Here is a 21,714-nt window from a genome sequence, read left to right as displayed (position 1 = left end):
CGCTATGAACATTTTTTACTGGTTGCGCTACCTGATTTTAGCTTTGTTTAAGGCGCTTTTAAGGCTGCTGAGAGCTCTCAAACGGAAATTTGGTGGTTTTTGGCTGTTTTGTCGGTGTTTGACTTGGGGGACACTCAAGGAAGTCGCCGCGAAGGCGGGAGAACAGCGCTTGCCGGGGCTGTCAGCGGAAATGGCCTACAATTCTATGCTGGCGCTGTTTCCGGGGCTGTTGGCTATCTTATCTGCGATCGCCCTCTTTGAACCTTTGCAGTCAACACTGTATCAAATCGCCCGTCTTTTGGGCGAAGTTATACCCGATGACGTGCGGAAGTTGATTGGCGGCTTAATCAAAGAAATTCTGTTAACTCGCAGTAAAGGGCTGTTTTCGGTGAGCTTTCTTGGGGCGATTTGGGCATTTTCTGGAGTAATGAGCGCGGCGATGGCTGCACTCGATCGCATCCATGACATCCCCAGCGATCGAACTCGACCATTTTGGAAAGCCAAACTTATTTCTCTGGCGCTGAGTATCGGTACAATTATACTATTGATTTTGGCATCGGGAGTAGTATTTGTCAGCGACTTAATTGTACAAGCTATTGCCCGCCAGAGTTGCCTGCTGGAGTCCGTCGCCAATTGCAATTTAAAAAATGTCCAAAATTGCCTGCTACTCGCCGACAATTGCCCTTTGGAGTCGCAACTGTTAGGTGTTTGGCGGTTGTGGCGGTGGCCGATTTCTTTGGGAATTATATCACTGGCTTTTGCTTTTGTTTACCGCTACGGGCCTAGCCGCCGTCAACCAGATATTCCTATTTTGTCGGGAGCTGTTTTTGCTGCTATTTTGTGGGCGCTATTTTCAGCTTTATTTCGGTTTTATGTTTTGCACTTGGGCAATTACAGTTGGACTTACGGCACGATCGGAACTTTTATTGTGTTGCTGCTGTGGCTCGATCTTTCTTCTTTGGTGATGCTGATCGGCGCTCAGTTAAATGTAACAGTGGGAAAGGCTATCAAACAATCAAAATTAAAATAATTTGTTAACTTTTAATTGTTAATTCTTATTTGTTATTTGCCGGATGCTGGCTTACCGACGGAGTAAAGTGCTGAGAATACCCGCAACAAAAGACAACAAAATCAGTATCCAAATTACACCACCGGGAATGAATGTCAAGAGGCCAACACCTCTGAGAATCCAAACTAGGAGGGTGAGGCCCAGGATAGTCAAAAAGATACGGGTAGATAGTCGCATTTGAAATCTAGGAGAATTAGTCATGTTGAATGTTAAAGTTTTGTCTGGATCAATGATAGCTGTTTTATTGGCGATCGGCAGTTACCTCACCTTAATTTCAGTTCCGGGTTCCGCTGTTGCGCTTGGGGGTGCAAATAAGCTGGGGGAAACGGCAAAAACTGCTCAAAAAACACCTGCTGCAAGTTTAACAATTTCCGATCGCACAATTGGAGCGGCGAAGGTGGGGATGACTTTCGGACAATTGAAAAAGGCTCTGGGTTCCACGGCGCAGTTTAAAGTAGAGTCTCCTTTTATGGTAGACTTTGATTCTGTGGCAGTTAGTCGATCGGGAAAAGTGCAATATCGGATTATCTACGCTGCGGGTACAAAGCTAAAAGATACCGATGTCATTGAACTTTTGATGACTGAGAATTCTAATTATAAAACAGTTCAGGGCGTCGGGCCAGGAATGACTCTGAAACAAGCTGAGGCAATTTACGGCAAGGCTACTTTATCTTATAACGTGGATAATGAAATGAGAGAAAATGTGGTTTTTGCCAAGCAACCCACTAGAAATATTATGTTTGTTCCCAAGGCTGATGGGAAACAATTGGGGGGGGTTTACGGGGCTGGTAAAGGGGGATTTTATCAGACTAATAAGTATCACCCGAATGCTGTAATTAAGTCTGTGATGGTGCGGAAGTAGCCTTCGCATCATCCCCAGAAACCGGGTTTCTTCTGAGATATCTCGCCACCCTACCTAAATCATCCGAGAAACCCGGTTTCTTAGCCTAAAATTAAGGATTACCTGTAGTTACTTCCAAATACTCTTCATTGTCAAGATAATCTCTGATATTTTCCAGTATTTGCGTCAAATACTCTACGACTTCTTCCTTCATATCAAATCCGGTAGCATCGGAATTATTCCTCTCTGTATTCTCTCCCTCTGCGTTCTCTGCGCCCTCTGCGGTTAAATCATTCCGATACAACCGGAAACGATATCATTTCTAATAGTTGCTTAATTGTCTTATCTCGTCCAACTTCCTCAAAAGACTTAATGCCGTGCGCTAAGTCATTTCTATTACTTTTAATCACTACAAGATTTTGCCCGTTTTTTGTCTTAGCAAAGTCTGTTTGATATGAAAAACCGTATTTGTCTGCTATTTCTTTAATTAACCTAGCATCCACATTCCCCGAAAACAGTTCTTCACGTTCAAATGTAGCTGTGATGATATCAGTAGAGAGTTGATTAATTGTTAAATAAATTTTCTTAGGAGAACGATTTTTAAGATTTTGGAGGACGATCAGTTTAATTTCAGGTTGGAGTTGGTCAAAGGAGATGGATTTATTTTTAAACTCCTCAAATATGGCTTCAATCGCATTTCGCATAGTGGATTCAACTAAATTATACAGCAACAAAAAAGCATTAGCTTTGAGAGTTTTTGCTAACTCTGGATCGAGGCTTTGAATTTGGTATTTGCCACGAGTATCGAATAAAGCTAACTTCGTTGTCTGTTTTTCCAAGCTTTCCAAAAAAATGAAGTAATCGTTCACCTCTTTGGCGCGTGTATTAAAGTCTAAAAATACAGTATTCATGAGTGTGACATGGCAGTTAATTGCGGAAATATTCAATACGCGCCACTACATTTATTAAACTGGTTGCCTCGGGTTTTGTACAGTAGGTAAAATGAATTTACATTGCCATTAAAAGGATTGTATCCGTTCAAATAAATCTCTTCGGACTTCCTCATTCGCAGCTTCAGTTAATTGGATAGTCCGAACTGTCTTTCGGTTGAAGTTCCTCTGGCGAGGCATGAGTAAATCACTAAACTTAAATCCATTTAACTGCTCTATTTTTTGGAGTCCAATTAAGGTTAATTCGTTGTTAACAAATCTAGTTAGGGTAAGAATGCGTTGTGCACCGTATACGATCTCTAAACGTGGTTCATCATTTTCATCATGGCCGATATCAACAACGAATATAGAAGGTATTGGCAGCCCCCAAATTACCGATTCGATAAACTTTGATTGCCTTGCTTAATCCCAAACAAGTTCGCGTTGGTAGTCGGGAATAAACAACTTATTAGTATCATCGTTAATTCCTTCCATATATTTTTGAACAAGTATTTCGAGGGGATAGTCTCTCGTATCGTAATTAATTTGCTTCTGCTTGTCGCGAATTTCCATTTCAGCAGCATTTCTGTCTTGAAGCGTAATTTCTTCGAGTTTCGATCGCATATTTTTAAGTAACGAGAAAGTGTTGTGGATACGATAATTTTACCACAGCCCAAGGTTGATAAATTCCTGTTCGGAGAATTTTAGTCTTGAGGCCACCCCAGTGTAAATTCTGATTTGGCTGAGAGGGTACGGACGATCGCACTTATCAAAAAAAGTGCGATCGCCAATGTTTAATTAACTGAAACCGCCGCGAAAATTACCATTTATAACGCGCTGGTGACGGAATTGGAAGGGCGGCCCAAGGCCGATAAACGGTGACTGTCCCCACTGGAATCGAACACAACCTCGAACTTAACGTGGGGTATAGTTTGACGCAGAAACTGAAAATGCCCGTCTGCATCTGAACGACTGCGGAAGCGGGCAACAATTATCCATTGCTCAGAGGGTAACAAACGGGCGATCGCCCAACAACACAAGCGTTCTTTGTATGTCATCATAGAATTTGTCTCCATTGAATGTTGGAGCCAGAGCCAGCCCGGAACCTTGGACAGTAAGGGGCTGGCTTTTGACTGTTTACAGGTGGTATTATAACACACAATGACGTACAATAAGTTAAAACAACTTAAAATGAAATATTTTTATCGGTCTTAACTCAAAACAGCGTAAGATGGACTGTATTGAGATTTTTTGTAGTGCAACGAATGGCTTCACGGGGAAGAGTTACCGCATACCTACCAGAGGAAATTCAAAAAGCTCTGGAAGAATGGGCAGAAGAAGAAAGCAGATCCGTTAGCAGTTTGACAACTTACCTGCTGACGAAATCTGTTAGAGAGCGCCAAGAGCAGAAAAAGGACCAATCCCGGAGCGATCGCCCGAGTTGAAGACGGCGCCATACTGAAAGGGTTTGCAGTGTAAAATTTAAGACAATTGAAGTAAAACCGTGCCCACCTATGCCTTCACGAATGCGAGTTACAGTTACACTGCCAGAAGACGTTCATCAAGCCTTGTCCGAATGGGCCGAAGAAGAAGATAGAACCCTCGCAAACCTTCTCTCCCATGTCGCAGCTAAAGCAGTCAGAGATCGCCAAGAGCTCAAAAAAGATAAATCAGAAAACGATCGCCCTTAAGAACGATCGCCCGCAATCCCATCCGCGTCCACCCGCCTACATCTGCGGTCAAAAAAAGAACCACCGCCTCAAAAAAATAAGGTGGGCCGCAGCCCACCCTACTCAAATTATTTCGCAGTCACCAACTGTGCCGGCAGCCGCTTAAACGCCAACCTTTCATTCTCGATATCCACAAAAATGGTATCGCCGTCAGCAAAATCTCCCCGCAAAATACCCTTCGCCATTTGCGTTTCCAACTCGCGTTGAATTCCCCGCTTCAGAGGCCGCGCACCGTAAACCGGATCGTAACCAATTTCTGCTAAGAAGTCGATCGCAGATTCCGACAATTTCAGAGACATTTTGCGATCGGCTAACCGTTTTTCCAAGCGCTTAACTTGCAACAGCACAATCTGCCGCAGTTCCGTCTTACTCAAACCGTGGAAGATAATCATCTCATCAATCCGGTTCAAGAATTCCGGGCGGAAAGTTCCCCGCATCGCTTCCATCACCCGACTCCGCATTTGTTCGTTATCTCCCGCCACATCTAAGATGTATTGAGAGCCGACATTCGATGTCATAATAATCACAGAATTCTTAAAGTCTACCGTGTGACCTTGAGCATCGGTAACGCGGCCGTCATCCAGAATTTGCAGCATGATGTTGAAGACATCCGGGTGCGCTTTCTCGATTTCATCGAATAGAATCACTGAGTAAGGACGGCGGCGCACAGCCTCAGTTAATTGTCCGCCTTCATCGTAGCCAACGTATCCCGGAGGCGCACCAATTAACCGCGAAACCGCGTGTTTCTCCATGTATTCCGACATATCAATTCGCACGATCGCCTCTTCAGTATCGAACAGATAAGACGCTAAGGCTTTAGCTAACTCAGTTTTACCAACACCCGTGGGGCCGAGGAAGATAAAACTCGCAACCGGACGATTTGGGTCGGCTAAACCTGCGCGCGATCGCTGAATTGCATCTGCAACCGCAGTCACCGCTTCATCCTGTCCAATTACCCGCTTGTGCAGTTCATCTTCCAAGTGCAGAAGTTTCTGCATTTCCGATTCAACCAACTTGCTGATCGGAATTCCCGTCCACTTGGAAATAATCTCCGCAATGTCACCTTCTGTAACTTCTTCCCGCAGCAAAGTTTTACCTGTGGTTTGAGTTGCTGAAAGTTGAGATTCAGCTTCTTGCAGTTGTTTTTGTAATTCGGTTAACTTGCTATATTTCAACTCAGCAGCACGGTTCAGGTCATATTTTAATTCAGCTTGCTGAATTTCAATATTCACCTTATCAATCTGTTCTTTAATCTTTTGAATGTTGCCGATGACACCTTTTTCCGATTGCCACTGGGCATTCAAAGCGCTTTGCTGTTCCTTGAGGTTTGCTAAGTCTTTTTCCAGTCTTTCCAAACGTTCGATAGACGCAGCATTACTTTCTTTTTGCAGCGACAGTCTTTCCATTTCTAGCTGCAAAATCCTGCGGTCGATTTCGTCTAGTTCTTCCGGTTTGGAGGTAATTTCCATTTTGAGTTTAGCGGCTGCTTCGTCCACTAAGTCAATGGCTTTGTCTGGAAGGAAGCGATCGCTAATATATCGAGTAGACAAAGTAGCCGCCGCCACTAGGGCGCTGTCGGAAATTTTAACGCCGTGGTGAACTTCGTAGCGTTCTTTCAAGCCCCGCAAAATCGAGACAGTATCTTCAACGGTTGGTTGGTCAACATAAACTTGTTGAAAACGGCGTTCTAGTGCTGCATCTTTTTCGAGGTACTTGCGGTATTCGTCGAGAGTTGTAGCGCCGATACAGCGCAATTCTCCCCTCGCTAACATGGGTTTAAGTAAGTTACCGGCATCCATCGAGCCTTGAGTTGCGCCGGCACCGACAACGGTGTGAATTTCATCGATAAATAAGATGACTTTGCCGTTACTATCCATCACTTCTTTGAGTACCGCTTTCAAGCGTTCTTCAAATTCTCCCCGGAATTTTGCCCCGGCAATTAAAGCGCCCATATCTAGGCTAATTAATTGTCGGTCTTTGAGAGATTGGGGGACATCTCCGGTGATAATTCGCTGGGCGAGTCCTTCGGCGATCGCAGTTTTTCCGACTCCCGGTTCCCCAATTAGTACGGGGTTGTTTTTGGTGCGACGGCTCAAAATTTGAATCGTGCGGCGGATTTCGTCATCCCGTCCGATTACCGGATCGAGTTTGCCTTGACGCGCGGCTTCAGTCAAATCTCGGCCGTATTTTTCCAGCGCTTCGTATTTGCCTTCTGGATTTTGATCTGTCACTTTGTTGTTCCCCCGGACTTGGGCAATAATATCTTTGAGCTTGGCTTCATCTAGTTTAAATTCTTGTAGTAAATTTTTGCCAAAGCGATCGTCCTTAACGTAACCTAGTATCAAATGCTCGATCGAAATAAATTCATCGCCGTACTCTTTGCGATAAGTTTCGGCGCGATCGAGTAAAGTGTCGAGAGAACGACCGAGATAAACGTTGCCGCCGCTGCCAGTGATTCGGGGCTGACGACTGATAAACTCATCAGTGCGATCGCGCAATTTTGCTACAGAAACTCCAGCTTTGTTAAATAAGCTGCTAGCAAGTCCCGATTCTTGTTCCAGCAAAGCTTTCATCAAATGTTCGCTTTCTAGCTGCTGCTGCTGACCTGCTTTGACGATTTCGGGGGTGCGGGCGAGGGCTTCCCAGGCTTTTTCGGTAAATTGGTTTGGATTATTTGGTTGCATAAATTTTAATTCCCTGCATTAAAAATGATGATTGCTGTAGAGGCAATTGCTCGATCGCCCGTACAATTGTCATTGTAGGGAGTTGCGGAGGGGGGGCGGATCGGTGTTCCCCTATCTTGAGATAGGTATTTCCGTCCTGTGTAGCAGTCCCTCGCAAGGAAAAGCAAACTTTCGCGCCTAAAAGTTGGACTCTTGGATAAGACTGAGATGTTGCACCATTGTCAATAAGCTTTTTATGAACAGGCTTTTCGGCCTGTTCCACAAGAATAAAATTCACTTTTTGTGGAACAGGCCGAAAAGCCTGTTCTTGAGAATAGTGCAAGATGTGAGATAAGGCCAAATATCACATTAAAAATGCTTTTTAGTGCCACTTGAAAAAACGGCACATTCTTAAACAGTCTCCTGCTGCGGAAAATGCAGAAACACTCATGTAAATAGGAGAGAGGACTTGAGAACCGTCACAGTCCTATAGCGAAACCCGAAGCGTTATTGTTTTACTCATCAATAACAGCCGCTATAACTCTCACACATGGAAAAGATAGCTATGAAAATTTTACCTTTAATTTCGTTAGGTATTATAGCAAGTGCCGCGATCGCACTAGCCCCTGAAGCTTTGGCAAGTACCTGGCGTGCCGCACACCGGATGTCGGGTTTTTCCGCCGACAGCAATTACTACTTGTACCTAGAAAGTTCCAGAGATACAGGAGCGGGAATTCCCAAAGCAGAATTGCAAATTGTCCAAGTTGCTGCAAATTCCTGCATCAGAAATGGGTGTATCGAAACTAAATATGGCGAACCAGACTCCAATAAAAGCACTAAAATGGCAGAAGATGACTTGCTTAAAAAAACTTGGAATAGCAGGCAAACTTTGAAGTTAACTCCTCCTCACGCTGGAACTAAACTCAACATTATTTCTCGTACTCCCGGAGCTAATGGAAGCGAGACAGTCGCCGTCAGAGTCAATACAGCAAAGCCTTTACAAATTCGCCTAGAACAGCGGCAAAAAAATGCTTCTGCTGGCAGAGAAAGCGCCGCCATGCGTCTTGTAATTAATCATAACGGTCGGCAGCGTGTCCTCGGATCGCTAAACAATTTTCAAGATTGGGTGTTCTCTTATTCAATCCGAGAAGTTCGTTTGTCTCCGAACCGGCGCAATGTCGTTGTGCTGGTGGACAAGACAGAACGCACTTTTGAAGGAGTCTTGAAAACTACTGTTGTACAAGGCTTTCTTCTTTAGGCTTGCTATATTCCCAGGTTTTGACCTGGGAATTATCAAAAATTACGCAGAACCCCTATCTGTAAGGTGCACAACGCGCACCTACAGATAGAGCCTGTGCGTAAGTCCGGGTTGTTAATTATTCTTTATTGTGATAATTGATATATCAATACATTTTAAAATTTTCCTCTTCCTTCCTCCCTCTTTCTTTTTCCTGGAATATCTGCCTCCTGACTATTGATATCATGTCCGATGATTGAGCGCGATTAAATGCCGGGGCGGGTTTACAGATTTTCCCGTTTCTATTCAATATCTTGGCGAACCCGCCCCTACAGGAATTATGGTTAATTGACCGGACATGATATGACAAATGCTCAATCATTAATCCGTGTATCCGCGTCCAAATCCATATCTTGCCTGACAATCAAGCATCCAGGATACAAGCCCCCGGATTCATTCGTCCAGAAATAAAAAACCTGTATCCGAGAAACTTGCCCCCCGAATCGATCCGTAGGGTCAATGCTTCAATTCTTTAATCTAAAATCTAAAATCTAAAATCTAAAATCGATTGACTTCATGCCTGCATCACAACCCGTTCCGGGAGACTGACAATAAAAGTAGAACCTTTCCCGTCTTCGCTTTCAACGCTAATTTCGCCGCCGAGAATTTGACACAAACGCTGGCTAATTGTCAATCCCAAACCCGTCCCTCCGTATTTGCGGGTAGTCGAAGCATCAGCTTGGGTAAAAGGTTTAAATATCTGCTCTAATTGCTCGTTTGTCATGCCGATGCCGGTGTCGCTGACTCGAAACATTAAAACTTGAGAAGTGTAGCTTGAACCAGAGTGAATATCATTATTTTTATTTTGTTTGGTCGGTCTTGATTTTTCTATTTTCATTCTTTCGACGCCGATAGTAATGACGCCTTTTTCGGTAAACTTGGCAGCATTGCTGAGCAAATTAAGGAGAATTTGCCGCACTTTCGGTTGGTCGGCGTACATTGTACCGAGTTCGCCTTTGGTTTTCAGTGCTAAAGAATTGCCTTTTTTTTCTACTAGCGGTTGAGCCGTAGTCATCACTTCTTCAATCATGGTCGCCACGTCGAAGTTTTCCAAATAAAGGGTGACGTGACCGGCTTCTATTTTGGAAATGTCGAGGATGTCGCTAATCATATCCAGCAGGTGTTTGCCGGCGGTTTGAATTTTTTCTAAGTCTGGCAGAAAGTCTTCTGAACCCGAATCTTGAGCATCTTCTTGCAGCATTTCGCTGTAGTTAATGATGGCGTTGAGGGGGGTGCGTAGTTCGTGGCTCATGTTGGCGAGAAATGCACTTTTCGAGCGGTTGGCAGCTTCGGCTGCTACTTTTGCTTCGTGCAATTCTTCTGTGTATTCCGCTACTCTTTGGATTAGTTCGTTGAGGGAAATTGCTAGCATTCCCACTTCGTCGGAAGTAGTGACGGGTACTTGCAAGTCAAAGTTAGATTCTTCTGTCACTCGCTGAGCGATGAGGGTTGTGGCTTCTAAGGAGCGAGCGATCGCCCCGCTGGTGTATGCTGCTAGAATTGCTGCGATCGCACCTGATATCAAGAGAGAGCCTACGAGAATGAGAGTTCCGAGTTTTTCGGCATTTTCGTAGGTTCTCAATGCCTCGTCTGCTTTCTCGCGAAAGTTGACGGCCAGTTGGGCTGAATCCTCGGAAAACTGTTTGAGTTTCAAAGCAGTTTCGCCGGCCACAAAATTGTTCAAGTTCCGCCCGAAAGCCTGCTGCTGTTGCGGATTCAAAGCAGATAATTTGGCAGCAGCCAACAATTTTTGTACTTGTTGAAAGTATGATTCTACGGTTTTGCCGTTGGCTTGAGCGAACTGTTGAAGCTGTTGGTAGTCTTTGGCAACATCGGGATTCTTCGTCGGCGGTAGAGTTTGCAGTTGTTCGAGGATGCCGCTCATCTGAGCAACGCGAGTCAGGAATTCCGATCGTTCGCGATCGAAAATTTGCGGTTTGGCCGTCAGACTCGCGAGCTCTTGCTGCTGAATTCTGACTTCCTGCACCGTGTGATTGAGATTTGTTAAGATTTCCGCTTTGTCTCGGTCGATCGCTAGTTTTTCTCTAACTTGCTGTTTGTGATAGGATTCTACTCCCCGTCCCGCCACAGCACCCAAAACGGCAATACCAATGACCAATGCGTATCCGCAGCCGATTTTCTGCCTGATACCCAAGCGGCCCAACAGACTTTTCAACCCTATTTGAGGACGGTTCTGCAGTTGATTTTTCAAAGCTAAGGTTAAAGACATGGGCAATGTACTCGTCACCTTTGAGAGGCACCATCTATATTCTAATTGATGCCTGTCTGAGGGTAAATAAAGTTCTGGCTTCAAGCCAGCTTTCGGCAGTTATTGGGCCTTTGCAGGGTTCCACAGCTCGATCGGCTTGACAGTTTGGATGAGTTATGCGTAACAAATTATAGCAGAAGGAAGAAGAAAGAAGGAAGAAACAGTCAAAGGGAGGGTTTGAGTGATTAAGAACCTACTCACCGTCGGGCGTGGTTGCGAGATAAGTTGCGAGTTATAAGTTGCAAGTTATGAGTTAGATTTCTGATTAAAAACTCTACTCTCCTGGCAACCTACAACTCTATCCTTGTTCCCCTACTGGCAAAGTCGAAATTGTGCTATCTCAGCAGGAATTCTTGAAGCATTAGGTACGCTAGCACTTGCTGGAACGAAGATTCCCAGGCCGTAACTGCAACCCTCTGCCGTCGTGCATTCCCCAGGCTTAGCACTGATTTGATATTCGCCTTGGGATGGGGGAGTAAAAGAGATTGACGCCAGTTCGCCTGTTTTTTGACTCACAGCGACTTCCTGACCGCTTGCATCCTTGAGAGATAAGTTTAAATCCTGGCAATTTCCATCGCAAGTGGCAACAAAAACATACTCCACATTAGGATGCAGCGTGGCTCTAAAAGGAGATGAAACTTGCTTGCGAACTTGGCCCAGCAACGGCACAAATACTAATTTTTGACCGTTGCCTTTCCGCTGATCAAATTCAGTTTTCAAGCGACAAACAACCGTTTTTTGGTCGTCCGTCAGTCCTTGAGCAATAGCATTTCCTACGATTGTAGTACCGAGGAGCAGGGCCATGCCGGAAATAACCAGATGTTTGATATTCATTGATGTCCGGTAAAGTTAATTTTGGGTGATTGCAATAGACCGCTTTTGTCAGCAGTCTATTAGTTTATCTGGAGCCTATCACATTTGTTGGGGAATTGGGAATTGGGCATAGGGCATAGGGCATGGAGAATTGGGCGTGGGGCATGGGGCATGGAGAACTGGTAACAGTTAACAGTCAACTGTCAACCACCAATAACCAATAACCAATGACTAAATCATTTCTTGCGAAAATCCCACGCGGGAACAAATTTAGAATCTCCCCAAACGCCGCGGCGATTTTTCTTAGCTTCTGCTTCCGCTTGTTCCAGAATACTTGCACTCGGACAATTTTTCAAGTAAGGACGGTAAACCATTGCTAATCCTTCGCGGGTCAAAACTTCTTGGGCAAATGTGCCGTTTGGCAAGCGAACTTCGCTCACTTTGCGGCCGTAGCGGTCAGTATCGGTGACGGTCAAAACAACGCGGCCGCCCCCTTGATTGACAAGCTGCTGCATTCTTTGGTGCGCTAGATTTCCCCACTTAAATTGATTTTTTTTTGCTGCTGCTTTGCTATTTTTTTCAGCATTTGTGTGGGCGACTTCCGGTGCATCTATGCAGGCAAAACGCACTTTTATATCTTTCCCGGCGGCATCGCTGGCGACAAGGGTGTCGCCGTCGCTGACTCGCTTGACAGCATAGTTGTTGGGCGCTAACTTTTGTGGACACCCGAATAGTAGCAATAGCAGAGCAACTGCACTTAAGGTTTTTATTTTTGGGAAAATGGCGATTTTAAGTTGGCTCATATTTCTGTGTTTTATTTAGTTTCCATCCAATTTTGCCCAGCGTGGATGTCAACTATCAGCGGTACCATACCGGGCGCATTTTCCATTGCACTTGTATTTTTCGGCAGAGCATTTTCCATCGCACTTATAATTGTCGGAGCACTTTCCATCGCACTTCTAATTTTTGGTTGCAATTCTTCCCATTCATCGGGAGGGACTTCAAAGATTAATTCATCGTGAACTTGCAGCAGCAGCCGCGCCTGATAGTTTTGCAAAATTTTGTGTACCTCAATCATGGCAAGTTTAATGATATCAGCACTGGAACCTTGAATGGGAGCGTTGGCTGCGGCCCGCAAAGATTGGGCGTCATCTCTGCTGAGAGATTTAAGTCGATCGGAGTGAATGTCTTGGGGATTGCGGCCTATTAAGTCGCGGAGGCTTTCGCTCTCGAAGTTTAAGTAACGGCGGCGGCCTAAAATTGTGGTAACGTATCCGAGGGCGATCGCCTCTTTTTTTACTTTCTCCAAATATTCAAAAACTTTACTATAGCGAGCGTTAAATTTAGCAATAAACTCCTTGCCATCTTTGGAAGTCTTGCCCATCGAACGACCAAACTTAATCGCCCCCATACCGTAAACTACCCCAAAATTAATCGTTTTGCCAAACCTGCGCTCGTCGGGAGTTATTTCTTCCTTTTCAAACAAAAGTTGAGCCGTCACGGTATGCACATCTCGGTTATTTTGATAAGCTTCAATTAACACAGGTTCTTGACTCAAATGAGCCAAAATTCGCAGTTCAATTTGAGAATAGTCAGCCGACACCATCAGCCAACCTGCTTCCGGTAAAAAAGCCTTGCGAATTTGCCGCGAAAACTCGGTGCGGATGGGAATATTTTGTAAATTTGGATTGGAAGAAGAAAGCCTTCCCGTACCAGTTGCAGCTTGGTTGAAATCTGTATGCACTCGCCCGGTATCCGCACGCACTAACTGCGGCAAAGCATCGACATAAGTTGATTTCAACTTGGATAATGTTCGGTGTTCTAATAAATCGTCTACAATCGGGTGGTCTCCTTGCAATTTATCCAAAACAGCGGCGTCTGTAGAGTATCCAGTCTTAGTTTTGCGAGACTTTTTCTGAAACTCATCCGGGATTTTTTCTAACAAGATTTCGCTGAGTTGTTTCGGGGAACCTAAATTAAACTTTCTTCCCGCTGCTTGATAAGTCTTTTCTTCTATTTCTTTTAAGCTCTTTTCTAGCTGTACTGACAGTTCTTGCAGGTAAGCTGAATCAATGCGAATTCCGCAGTATTCCATTTCTGCTAAAACTGGTTCTAGGGGCTGTTCTACTTCCAGCAGCAACTTCTGCAAAGACTTATCTGGAAAGCTAGATTCATCAGCTTCCTTCAATTTGGCTTTAAGTGCCCCAACCAAGTGAAATGTAGTGTAAACATCCATGCCGCAGTAGTCGGCTACTTCTCGAATGCTGATGTCAGCAATTGTTTGGTTTTTCGATACTAATTTATTATAACTTTTGGGATTATTGCGTAAGTATTCCCTTAACGATTCGCTGACACTGTGATTGTCTTCTGACTCGACTAAGTATTTCTTTGACAATTCGCTGAGGCTGTGGCTATTTTCTGGATTGAGTACGTAACTGGCTAGCATGGTGTCGAAGACGACTCCTGCTAGTTTGATTCCCTGACAGCGCAGGATCGATCGATCGAATTTAGCATTTTGCAGCGCTTTGGGATAATTCTCGCTTTCCAAAATCGGGCGCAAAGCATTTAAAACTGTGGCTTTGTCCAAGTTTGTGCCCCTTTTGTGTCCGGTTGGGATATAAGCTACATCTTGTTCACCGGTTCCCCAACAGCAACCAATTCCGACTAATTCAGCGTCTCGCGGTTCGATGGCGGTGGTTTCGGTATCCCACGCCACGGGTGTAGTTTTGTCGGTGAAGGTTTGTAGCCGTTGGACTAATTCGTTTAACTGTTCGGTTGTTTGAATTATTCGGGGTTTAATTGGTAATTTTTTTGCTTCCTGAGCGGCTAGGGTATCAGCATAAGTCCAAAACCATAAGGCATTTTCTTCTGAAATTTCAGAAGTTGGAGGTGACTTATCTATTGTGCGGTGGGCATCTTGCCCGCCCTGTTCCAAGGGCTTTTCTACACCCTCCAATGGCTGTTCTAGGGTGTTTTCCGACGAGGCAGAGCCTCTGGATATGTGTTCCCGGGCAGAGCCTGGGAACGAGGATTCTTCGGGTTTTTCCTTCTCTTCAACGCCACCAAAACGCTTTTGAATTTGTTTTACTTTGCTTAAAAATGTTTTAAATTCCAACTTTTCCAGCATGGGAATCAATGCTGATTCGTCAAAACCTATAAGCTGGCAATCTTCTAAGTTGATTTCTAATGGCACGTCTTGGACAATTGTTGCCATGCGTTGAGAATGATAAGCAGCTTCTTTGCCTTCTTCTAGCTTTTTCTTAGTTGCTCCTTTAATCTCGTCGATGGCTGCATAAATGCCATCCAGGGAATTGTAAGCTGCCAGCAATTGCAGGGCGGTTTTGTCGCCGATGCCTTTGACTCCGGGAATGTTATCTGATTTGTCGCCGCACAAGGCTTTGTAATCTATTACTTGTTCGGGCAAAATACCGAGTTTTTCTTTGACTGCTTCCGGGCCGTATTCTTGGGATTTGCCTTTGCCCGATCGCCTGAGCTCATCCGTACTCAAATACAATACGCTGATTTGTTTTTCGGTTTCTACTAATTGAAACAAATCTCGATCGCCCGTGAGGATTTTGACCTGATAACCCGCCGCGCTGGCTTTGTTTGCCAAAGTTCCCAAAACATCGTCCGCCTCAAAGCCGGGAGCAGTTATTGCTGGTAAATTCAAATAGGTGAGGAGTTCTTGCAGGTTTTTGATATCGGGAATAAAATCTTCGGGAGTTTCCGCACGACCGGCTTTGTAAGTTTCGTCTGCTTCGTGGCGAAATGTGGGTGTGGCGAGGTCAAAGGCGATCGCCATGTACTGGGGGTCGTGGGCCGCCATGACTTCCAGCAGGGACTTGAGAAAGCCAAAACAGACGCTGGTGGGAATGCCTGTCGTAGTTCGCAAGCCTCCGTCTCGACTTTTGGCGAAGGCGAAGTAGGAGCGAAAGGCCAGGGAGTGGCCGTCAACTAAGATGAAGATGGGAGCTTGATTTGCCGACACAGACACAAATACCGATCGCACGAAAGGATTTTCTCATTGTACTCAGTTGTCCGCCTGCATTGATCGACCCTAGGGATGACCGACAGACTTGAGAACGCTTGACAAGCGAATTTCAAAGGTGGTACCCGCCACGTGATTGCTCCGTGGAATCAATCCAGAATCGAAAATCGAAAATCCTTGCGTCCCCCGCATTTATCTCGCGCAAGTCAATCTAAAATCTAAAATCTAAAATCTAAAATCGATTGACACTCGATCGGATCTCAGCTTACTGTGCAGCTTGGCTGAGAATAGTAGAAGATGTTAAGTACGATTCCCTAGGGGATAGCTTCGCTTCACGCGAATTTACCAACACCTGCCCCAAGCCTATGGCTGACATTAATCGATGCTACGAAATCCTCGAAATTGAGCCGGGAACTTCCCTAGAAGAAATTAAGCGCGCTTACAGGGATTTAGCGTTTGTGTGGCATCCCGATCGATTTGCCCACAACGATCGCCTGCAACAAAAAGCTCACCAAAGATTAACAGAAATTAATGAAGCTTACCAGGAGTTGGTGTTGTTTCTGAGTCAGCCTGAATCGAGGTCGATCGAACAACAGTTTCAGCAGCCACCACCGCCTGCGCCGGAAAAACCCCTGAGAAGGCGTTCTGCAAAATCAGCCGCCAGGCCTGGTCAAGAGCGCCGTCAAACCCGCCCAAAAGCCGCCTCCAAAAAATTTCTCACTCAAAAAAACTCTTCAAGAAAGAAACGATTTACCACTCACAGTCGCCCAGGGTGGCGGGGCACAAAGCAACCAGGGCGAAGCGTTGCGAGGAAAGCAGGGCGATCTCAAAACTATCGAAAGCTTACTTCGAGAAGGAAAACAGAATTTTCAACTCAATACTCAAAACCACGAATCCCGCCGAGGGAAGTGCGCCCATCTCAACAGTATTCAAGCTTCCCTTGGTGGCCGCTGGCAATCGCCGTGGTGAGTTACGCTTTGACCGGTTGGATTTTGACGAAATCAGCCGCCCCGCTGTGGATGTGGGCTTTAATCTGCGGTGCAGATTGGCTGTGGGCCGCGATTTTGCTGGCGGAGGGTTCGGCAACGCCTAGAGTGTGGCTGGCGGCGTTAGTTTTGGCTGGGGCGGTGGGGGGGTCGATCGCTGGTTTTCAGGCGGGAGGAATGGTAACAGGGGCTGCTTGGGCCGCAGTTGGGGCTGGTTTGGGGGCGATCGCCAGTTCCGAGGCCGAGTCGCGGGCTGTGGCTGTTGTCTTGGCTGTAGGGGGAGTGGTGGCAGTGGTGGGATTGATGGCGGGAACGGTTTCTGGGAATTGGGTTAAGGCGTTGGTGACTGCCGCGTGTTGGGCGATTGTCGGCTTGACGTGCGGGCTGGTGGCGGAAGTAGGTGTGCATTCTGGCGGCCCCGTCGGGCTCCGAGGTGCGATCGGGCTGGGGATTGGGGCGTGGGCGGGGGTTTTTGCTGGGGCGGGTTCGGGGGAGATCGTCGAAGCCTTGGCTATCGCCGGATCTAAGACTGTTTATGGGGCTTGGGCTGCGATCGGCATTATTGCTGGAGTTGTGGCGCGGATGGTAGCTGCTGAAAGGTTGATCCACAACGGCAACGGGCTTTATACGGTTATCCTGTTGGTGGCTACTTCCGGTTTTGGGCTGTGGCTGGGAAGCTGGTTGGGCGATCGTATCTTTTAAATCAGTTAACAGTCAACAGTTAACAGTCAACAGTTAACAGTTAACTGTCATGAGGATTGCAACCGGAATTGATGTAAATCCCAGCACTTATCGCTTTTCAGCAGCGCTTCAAACTCAGCGCTTGGCAAAGCTGGGCTGAAAAGATGGCCTTGAATTTCGTCGCATTCGTACTCGCACAAAAAATCAAGTTCTTGCTTATTTTCTACCCCCTCAGCCACCACCGTCATGTTCATGCAGTGTGCCATTTGAATAATCGCTATTGTGATCGCTGCATTTTGGCGATCGTCTGCAATATCGCGAATAAAACTCTTGTCAATTTTGATCGCATCAAATGGAAAGCGTTTTGGATAACTCAAAGAAGAATATCCCATTCCAAAATCATCAATTGCTATCCTAATCCCCTGCTCTTTCCACACCGTAAAAGCTTTAGCTGCTGCAATTTCGTCTTGCAAAACCAGACTTTCCGTCAGTTCTAATTCCAAACACTTGGGATCGAGATCGGTTTCTGTTAATATCTCCCTGACTCTTTCCGTGAAATTTTTGCGCTCGAATTGACGGGCTGACACGTTAACTGCGACTCGCAGGGGCGGTAAACCTGCTATTTGCCATGTTTTAGTTTGCCTGCAAGCAGTCTCTAATACCCATTCACCCAACGGCGCAATCAAGCCCATCTCTTCAGCCATTGGAATAAATTCCCCCGGAGAAACTCGCCCCCGTTCAGGATGATTCCAGCGCACCAAAGCTTCAGCACCAATGATTTTACCTGTTTTAATTGCTATTTTAGGCTGATAGTAAATTTCAAATTCTGAGCTTTTTAACGCATGGCGCAGGGAAGTTTCTTGAAGAATTGTATTGATGAAATAATTAGCATTTGTGGGATTATAAAAATGATAATTATTGCCGCCTTTCTGCTGAGATTCATACATTGCTATATAAGCATTTTTCAGCATTTCATCTCCGTCGGTGCCGTCTCCGGGATACAAGCAGATCCCGATACTAGCAGTGACATAGACTTCGCAATCTTTGACAATCATAGATTGGGATACAATATCTAAAATGTTTTGAGCAATTTTAGCCACATCCTGTTTTTCGGCCACTGGTTTAAGAATCAGCGCGAATTCTGCCGCTTCCAAACGAGCAACAATATTAATGTTTTCCATGCAGTTAGTTAGCCGCTGGGCGATGGTGCAAAGCACTGAGTCGCCGATATCGTGTCCCCAGGTAGTGTTAATGCGGTTGATTTTATCTAAGCTAAGCGTGATAACTGGAACGACTCCTGACAATTCTTTTTGACCCTCTAATACTCGACTTAACTTTTCTCGCAAAAATGAACGATTCGGCAGGTTTGTCAAGCTGTCATACTGATGTCGGTAGAGTGCCAGTTGAATAGTTGTATGCAAGTTTTTTTCTTCAAATGGCTTGACAATATAGCCAAACGGTTTTGTACTATTGACTCGTCGCAAAGTAGTTTCATCGGCATAGGCTGTCAGATAAACTACCGGGATTTGAAATCGCAAGCGAATTTCTTCCGCTGCTGTAATGCCGTCGATTTCTCCTTGGAGGTTAACATCCATTAAAACTAAATCCGGGCGCAACTTGGCGGCCGATTCAATCGCTTCTTCTCCCGAATATACCATCCCAGTTATTCTATATCCTAGAGATATCAAACTGTCGGAAATGTCTTCCGCAATGATGCTCTCGTCTTCAACTATCAGAATTTTTTTGTTGGACACTAAATTTTCTCCTTAGAGTGCAATTTGGGCTGATAAAAGGTTATTCTAAAAGTCGTGCCAGCAGTTTCCAACAGTTCTATTCCCCCCCGGATTTGCTTGACTAAAGACCCCACAAGTCGCAAACCCAATGTTCGGGCTGTGCGATAATCTAAGTCTTGAGGAAAACCAATTCCGTTGTCACTCACGGTTAGCACGCAAAATCTGTTATTATCTAAAGTGAAATCTATGTTAATTTTACCTTTAAGTTGTCCTTTAAAGGCATATTTGAGGGCGTTTGTCACAAGCTCGTTGATAATTAACCCGCAAGGAACTGCCGTATCAATATTGAGAGAACACGGCGCAATATTTGTTTGCAAGTTGACGCCTTCTGCATGATTTTCATAAGCTTGGAATAAATTGTGGGCGAGATTTTGGATGTATTCAGCAAAGTCAATGTTTGACAAGTCTTTGGATTGATACAATTGTTCGTGAACCAGGGCCATTGATCTGACTCGGTTTTGACTTTCTTTTAACATTTCACTAACGCGGCTGTCTTGAATGTAGCGAGACTGAAGTTTCAGCAGGCTAGAAATAACTTGGAGGTTGTTTTTGACGCGGTGGTGAATTTCTTGGAGAAGGACTTCTTTTTCGGCGAGGGAGGCTTTGATTTGATCCTCATCCCGTTTGCGGTCTGTAATGTCGCGTACTACAGCTTGGAGAAATTTTTGTCCGTTAATTTCCATTGCGTTTAACAGAACTTCGGCAGAAAATTCTGAACCGTCGAGTCGTTGGTGTACCCAGTCAAATCGACAGCTACCTATGAGCATTGCTATGTTCATTTTCTGTGCAGCTAAACTGGCTGAATCTTGTCCGTTAGGCTGAAATGGCGGGGAAAATTCCCTCGGATGCTTGCCGTAAAATTCTTGTTTGTTGCTACAGCCAAATATTTTTAAGGTGGCGGGGTTGCAGTCAAAAAACTCATGTTCGTCAAGCAACATTACTGCGTCGCTGGTGGCTTCATAAAGGCTGCGAAATTTGTGTTCTGATTCTTGCAACGAGCAGATCAATTGGTTTTTGAGAGCTTCCGCACGCTTGCGATCGGTAATGTCTATTCCTACAGAAACTGCTGCGGTTCCCTGATGATATTTCTGAGCTACTATCAAATAGTTGCGGACGAAACCGTTAATTTCTATTTCTATTTCTTGGCAGGTTTGCTGAGATGAACTGTTAAAAAAAATTCGGATCAGTTCTCCGAAAGTCGAGCCTTTGTCGAGAAAGTTGATTTCTTGACCGACAAAGCTTTCGGGAGACAGGTTGAATGAGGTTGCTAAGTGCTGGTTGACTCCGATATACCGCAAATCGGAACTGATCCAAGAAATCAGTCCGGGTACGGCATCCAAAACGGCGCGAAGTTGGTCTGTAGCTTCTTTGAGTGCTTCTTCCGATCGCTTGCGATCGCTAATATCTGTCGCCGTTCCGCACAACCCTAAAATAGCGCCGTTTTCAGCTTGGTTGACGATGCTGTTGACGCGCAGGTGGACGGGAGTACCGTCTTTGCGAAGGTGCACTGTTTCGTAAGGAGAATTAGCGCTTTGTGGCTGAATTTTGGTTCTCGCTAAAAGTTGGGCAAATATTTCTCTTGGTCTATTTTCTTGACCGGGAACTAAAAAATCGGTGAAGCGCCGTCCGATCATTTCTGGCGGTTCGTAACCGTAGATGCGTTTGGCGGCGGAATTGACAAAAGTCAAGAGGCCTTCAATATCGATCGACCAAATCAATTCTTGGGAGGTTTCTACGAGGTTGCGGTACTTTTTTTCGCTTTCGGCAAGTGCTGCATTGAAGACTGCCGTTTGCTGCTGAAGTCTGTCTTCTAATTCTTGATTTGCCGTTTTCAGACTGGCGATGGACTGCTCGCGCTCGGTAATTTCAGTAGAAACACCGACGGCGCCGACAACTTCGCCGTTTCCATCTCGCAGGGCTGCCGATCGAATTTCGTGAATACAATGCCCCTGTCGGGCATTCCAATTGCGATCGTTTCCTGCTAATACCTCGGCAATATTTTCTAAGATATCTGGCTGGCTGCTGTAAACTTCAAAAATCGATCGCCCGACAGTTGCACCTGGTTTGAGTCCCAAATTTTCTAATCCTTTCCCCGCTGCCAGAGTTAACTTGCCTTCTCTGTCTGTTGCCCACAGGAAAATTGGGGCACAACTGACAGCGGCGTGAAGGGTTTCGTTGGCAAGTTTTAGCCGATCGATTTCTGCGTGAAGCCGATCGCGCGTGCTGTTTAATTCTACCGTTAGTCGATCGGCTTTTTGCTGCCAACTGGCAGCCGTATCGCACATTTCTACGAGATTGCGGGAACGACAGATGGATTGGTTGCAGTGTGACATGGTTACTCTAGGGCGCACTGTATATTTAACCCCAGCCTATCTTTTAAGCATAAACTTTTTAAGTCAAATATTACAATTAGCAGGAATACTCATCCAACCAAGATGCGATATATTAAAGCTAGTTTAAAGGATTCAGAAAATGCTCCTTGCTCAGGCTTTCTGGCAACAGTTCACAAATTGATAATAAGCTGAATAATGCCTGTAACTCAGTATTCTTACGGTAACTATTTGTAGTATTGCAAAAATAAATTCCGCAATTCTCGGCTTGCACAATAACTGGGATTGTAAATTTATTATATTTGTTTGCGTAGATTCACGCACC

17 protein-coding genes are annotated in these 21,714 nt (G+C 45.3%); 6 read left to right on the top strand and 11 right to left on the bottom strand.

Annotation, left to right across the window (positions count from 1 at the left end):
- Positions 1–4: 4 nt before the first annotated feature.
- Both QT973_RS18965 and QT973_RS18960 read left to right on the top strand, forming a co-directional pair.
- Entirely contained in the window at positions 5–1,030 is a 1,026-nt protein-coding gene (locus QT973_RS18965) for a YihY/virulence factor BrkB family protein (RefSeq protein WP_333391957.1), read from the top strand.
- Positions 1,031–1,268: 238 nt separating this feature from the next.
- Complete coding sequence (locus QT973_RS18960; RefSeq protein ID WP_333391955.1) at positions 1,269–1,931, top strand: hypothetical protein; 663 nt, start codon at positions 1,269–1,271, stop codon at positions 1,929–1,931.
- A gap of 269 nt (positions 1,932–2,200) precedes the next feature.
- Here QT973_RS18960 and QT973_RS18955 read toward each other — a convergent pair whose 3' ends face one another.
- From QT973_RS18955 to QT973_RS18940, 4 genes are all read right to left on the bottom strand, one after another.
- A complete protein-coding gene (locus tag QT973_RS18955; protein WP_333052785.1) occupies positions 2,201–2,821 on the bottom strand; it encodes an MAE_28990/MAE_18760 family HEPN-like nuclease in 621 nt (206 codons plus the stop codon).
- Positions 2,822–2,929: 108 nt separating this feature from the next.
- Entirely contained in the window at positions 2,930–3,244 is a 315-nt protein-coding gene (locus tag QT973_RS18950; RefSeq protein WP_333052925.1) for a GmrSD restriction endonuclease domain-containing protein, read from the bottom strand.
- Positions 3,245–3,262: 18 nt separating this feature from the next.
- Positions 3,263–3,463, bottom strand: coding sequence for a hypothetical protein (locus QT973_RS18945; RefSeq protein WP_333052783.1), 201 nt, complete (start codon positions 3,461–3,463; stop codon positions 3,263–3,265).
- A 203-nt stretch (positions 3,464–3,666) separates the two neighbouring features.
- Positions 3,667–3,900, bottom strand: coding sequence for a hypothetical protein (locus tag QT973_RS18940; protein ID WP_333052782.1), 234 nt, complete (start codon positions 3,898–3,900; stop codon positions 3,667–3,669).
- A gap of 204 nt (positions 3,901–4,104) precedes the next feature.
- On the opposite strand from QT973_RS18940, the gene QT973_RS18935 reads away from it, so the two are divergent.
- Together QT973_RS18935 and QT973_RS18930 are read left to right on the top strand one after the other, a co-directional pair.
- Positions 4,105–4,284 carry a ribbon-helix-helix domain-containing protein gene (locus QT973_RS18935; RefSeq protein WP_332960054.1) on the top strand — a complete coding sequence of 60 codons (180 nt, stop codon included), beginning with the start codon at positions 4,105–4,107 and terminating at the stop codon, positions 4,282–4,284.
- Between the two features lie 69 nt (positions 4,285–4,353).
- Positions 4,354–4,530 carry a ribbon-helix-helix domain-containing protein gene (locus tag QT973_RS18930; protein WP_333052781.1) on the top strand — a complete coding sequence of 59 codons (177 nt, stop codon included), beginning with the start codon at positions 4,354–4,356 and terminating at the stop codon, positions 4,528–4,530.
- Positions 4,531–4,637: 107 nt separating this feature from the next.
- Here the strand turns inward: QT973_RS18930 and clpB are convergent, their stop codons facing one another.
- Positions 4,638–7,253: an ATP-dependent chaperone ClpB gene (gene clpB / locus QT973_RS18925; protein ID WP_333052780.1), complete on the bottom strand. Its 2,616-nt coding sequence runs from the start codon at positions 7,251–7,253 to the stop codon at positions 4,638–4,640.
- 544 nt (positions 7,254–7,797) lie between these two features.
- On the opposite strand from clpB, the gene QT973_RS18920 reads away from it, so the two are divergent.
- Positions 7,798–8,490 (top strand): DUF2259 domain-containing protein, encoded by a 693-nt coding sequence (locus tag QT973_RS18920; RefSeq protein WP_333052778.1) that lies wholly within the window; start codon positions 7,798–7,800, stop codon positions 8,488–8,490.
- A gap of 553 nt (positions 8,491–9,043) precedes the next feature.
- Here the strand turns inward: QT973_RS18920 and QT973_RS18915 are convergent.
- From QT973_RS18915 to polA, 4 genes are all read right to left on the bottom strand, one after another.
- Complete coding sequence (locus tag QT973_RS18915; protein WP_333052777.1) at positions 9,044–10,759, bottom strand: ATP-binding protein; 1,716 nt, start codon at positions 10,757–10,759, stop codon at positions 9,044–9,046.
- A gap of 351 nt (positions 10,760–11,110) precedes the next feature.
- On the bottom strand, positions 11,111–11,632 hold the full coding sequence (locus QT973_RS18910) for a hypothetical protein (protein WP_333052775.1): 522 nt from the start codon (positions 11,630–11,632) through the stop codon (positions 11,111–11,113).
- A gap of 215 nt (positions 11,633–11,847) precedes the next feature.
- Positions 11,848–12,414 (bottom strand): thermonuclease family protein, encoded by a 567-nt coding sequence (locus tag QT973_RS18905; RefSeq protein WP_333052774.1) that lies wholly within the window; start codon positions 12,412–12,414, stop codon positions 11,848–11,850.
- Positions 12,415–12,425: 11 nt separating this feature from the next.
- Positions 12,426–15,620 carry a DNA polymerase I gene (polA, locus tag QT973_RS18900; RefSeq protein WP_333391953.1) on the bottom strand — a complete coding sequence of 1,065 codons (3,195 nt, stop codon included), beginning with the start codon at positions 15,618–15,620 and terminating at the stop codon, positions 12,426–12,428.
- 221 nt (positions 15,621–15,841) lie between these two features.
- On the opposite strand from polA, the gene QT973_RS18895 reads away from it, so the two are divergent.
- Positions 15,842–17,287: a J domain-containing protein gene (locus tag QT973_RS18895; protein ID WP_333233827.1), complete on the top strand. Its 1,446-nt coding sequence runs from the start codon at positions 15,842–15,844 to the stop codon at positions 17,285–17,287.
- A 47-nt stretch (positions 17,288–17,334) separates the two neighbouring features.
- On the opposite strand, the gene QT973_RS18890 is transcribed toward QT973_RS18895, so the two are convergent.
- Positions 17,335–19,020, bottom strand: coding sequence for an EAL domain-containing protein (locus QT973_RS18890; protein WP_333391951.1), 1,686 nt, complete (start codon positions 19,018–19,020; stop codon positions 17,335–17,337).
- A complete protein-coding gene (locus QT973_RS18885) occupies positions 19,020–21,392 on the bottom strand; it encodes a PAS domain S-box protein (RefSeq protein ID WP_333052770.1) in 2,373 nt (790 codons plus the stop codon). The genes QT973_RS18890 and QT973_RS18885 overlap by 1 nt, the downstream gene beginning before the upstream one ends.
- Between the last annotated feature and the right edge of the window lie 322 nt (positions 21,393–21,714).

Origin of the sequence: Microcoleus sp. Z1_A1 (genome assembly GCF_036700305.1) — a bacterium.
GTDB lineage: Bacteria > Cyanobacteriota > Cyanobacteriia > Cyanobacteriales > Microcoleaceae > Microcoleus.
This window is presented reverse-complemented; position numbering and strand designations above follow the sequence as displayed.

What these genes read in the sequence shown, in the direction of transcription:
- QT973_RS18920 (WP_333052778.1), top strand. Translation starts at nt 7,798, where the DNA reads ATGAAAATTTTACCTTTAATTTCGTTAGGTATTATAGCAAGTGCCGCG.
- QT973_RS18935 (WP_332960054.1), top strand. Translation starts at nt 4,105, where the DNA reads ATGGCTTCACGGGGAAGAGTTACCGCATACCTACCAGAGGAAATTCAA.
- clpB (WP_333052780.1), bottom strand. Translation starts at nt 7,253, where the DNA reads ATGCAACCAAATAATCCAAACCAATTTACCGAAAAAGCCTGGGAAGCC.
- QT973_RS18945 (WP_333052783.1), bottom strand. Translation starts at nt 3,463, where the DNA reads ATGCGATCGAAACTCGAAGAAATTACGCTTCAAGACAGAAATGCTGCT.
- QT973_RS18910 (WP_333052775.1), bottom strand. Translation starts at nt 11,632, where the DNA reads ATGAATATCAAACATCTGGTTATTTCCGGCATGGCCCTGCTCCTCGGT.
- QT973_RS18885 (WP_333052770.1), bottom strand. Translation starts at nt 21,392, where the DNA reads ATGTCACACTGCAACCAATCCATCTGTCGTTCCCGCAATCTCGTAGAA.
- QT973_RS18905 (WP_333052774.1), bottom strand. Translation starts at nt 12,414, where the DNA reads ATGAGCCAACTTAAAATCGCCATTTTCCCAAAAATAAAAACCTTAAGT.
- QT973_RS18930 (WP_333052781.1), top strand. Translation starts at nt 4,354, where the DNA reads ATGCCTTCACGAATGCGAGTTACAGTTACACTGCCAGAAGACGTTCAT.
- QT973_RS18915 (WP_333052777.1), bottom strand. Translation starts at nt 10,759, where the DNA reads ATGTCTTTAACCTTAGCTTTGAAAAATCAACTGCAGAACCGTCCTCAA.
- QT973_RS18960 (WP_333391955.1), top strand. Translation starts at nt 1,269, where the DNA reads ATGTTGAATGTTAAAGTTTTGTCTGGATCAATGATAGCTGTTTTATTG.
- QT973_RS18955 (WP_333052785.1), bottom strand. Translation starts at nt 2,821, where the DNA reads ATGAATACTGTATTTTTAGACTTTAATACACGCGCCAAAGAGGTGAAC.
- QT973_RS18965 (WP_333391957.1), top strand. Translation starts at nt 5, where the DNA reads ATGAACATTTTTTACTGGTTGCGCTACCTGATTTTAGCTTTGTTTAAG.
- QT973_RS18940 (WP_333052782.1), bottom strand. Translation starts at nt 3,900, where the DNA reads ATGATGACATACAAAGAACGCTTGTGTTGTTGGGCGATCGCCCGTTTG.